The sequence below is a fragment of the Vibrio sp. Vb0349 genome, from assembly GCF_033338975.1.
In genome coordinates this window covers 1-1,355 of record NZ_JAWOTS010000222.1, presented here as the reverse complement: position 1 = coordinate 1,355, position 1,355 = coordinate 1, and the positions used below count along the sequence as shown (strand labels likewise).

The following is a 1,355-nucleotide window of genomic DNA, read 5'->3' as shown; positions in this document are numbered from 1 at the left end:
TTGGTACACGGCGAGCCACCTTAAATGTTGCCCATTCGAATGTGCCAATCACAACCATGAAAATCACACCAACTAGGGCTGGTAGTGGAATCATTTCAATCAATGATGACGCAAACAAAATGAACATCAGCAGAGCTACAGCCGCTACGATGCCAGACAGACGGCCACGGCCACCGGAGTTTACGTTGATCATTGACTGTCCAATCATTGCACAACCACCCATCGCGCCGAATACAGAACATGTCATGTTTGCCATGCCCTGACCGATACATTCGCGGTTAGATTGGCCACGAGTATTCGTCATTTCGTCTAAAACGGTCAGCGTTAGCAAAGATTCAATTAGGCCGATGGCCGCAAGGATCACTGCATAAGGCAAGATGATTTGCAGAGTCTCTAGCGTAAATGGTACTGATGGAATAGAGAAGGTTGGCAAAGAGCCTGCTAGTGTAGCGGCTTCATTACCTGACATAGAACGTAGGAAGTCGACAACTGTACGTGTCTCTAGATCTAACCCAACAACTAGTGCAGTCACGGTTACGATAGCAACAAGTGAAGATGGCACTGCTGTTGTAATTTTCGGCAAGAAGTAGATGATCGCCATGGTCAGCGCAACCAAACCTAGCATTAACATCATTTGATCTTGTGGAAGCCAAGTCAGCACGCCATTCATGTCTGGAGCCTTGAATTGTCCTAATTGCGCGAGGAAGATAACAATCGCTAGGCCGTTAACAAAACCAATCATTACAGGGTGTGGAACGATTCGAATGAATTTGCCCAATTTAAATAAACCGGCAGCAATTTGCAGAATACCGGCCAACATAATGGCAGCAAATAAGTACTGAACACCGTGGCTTGCAACAAGAGAGACCATTACTACAGCCATTGCGCCTGTAGCACCAGAGATCATGCCTGGGCGACCACCAAAGATTGAGGTGATAAGGCCAACGATGAATGCTGCGTACAGACCAACCATTGGGTCTACACCAGCAACGAATGCAAATGCTACGGCTTCAGGGACAAGTGCCAGGGCAACCGTCAAACCTGATAGCACGTCATTTTTAACAGAGTGCTTAGAAAATTGCGGGAATTCGAACATGTTTGTCTTTAAGTTCTCGTTGAGATGAGTTTATCCCGACACATATTCGTATTTGCATTAACCACTAAGTGATGAAAATACATTCAAGGTACTTAGTGTAAACCGTAGTAATAAAAGAGCAGCAGTAGAATGGTGTCGAAAACTTGAGTTGGCGAATGCTACCGAAAAGTGTGATTAAGTTCAAGAATGATACGGATAATGAACCACAAATGTGATCCGTCGTTGATATTAATATGACCAATTACGCTAGACCGAGAAC

At 45.0% G+C, this 1,355-nt stretch carries 1 protein-coding gene; it reads right to left on the bottom strand.

Features of this window, described 5'->3' with window-relative positions:
• On the bottom strand, positions 1-1,096 hold a 1,096-nt coding region (locus tag R7Q47_RS24720; RefSeq protein WP_318089908.1), incomplete at its 3' end, for a SulP family inorganic anion transporter.
• Positions 1,097-1,355: the final 259 nt, after the last annotated feature.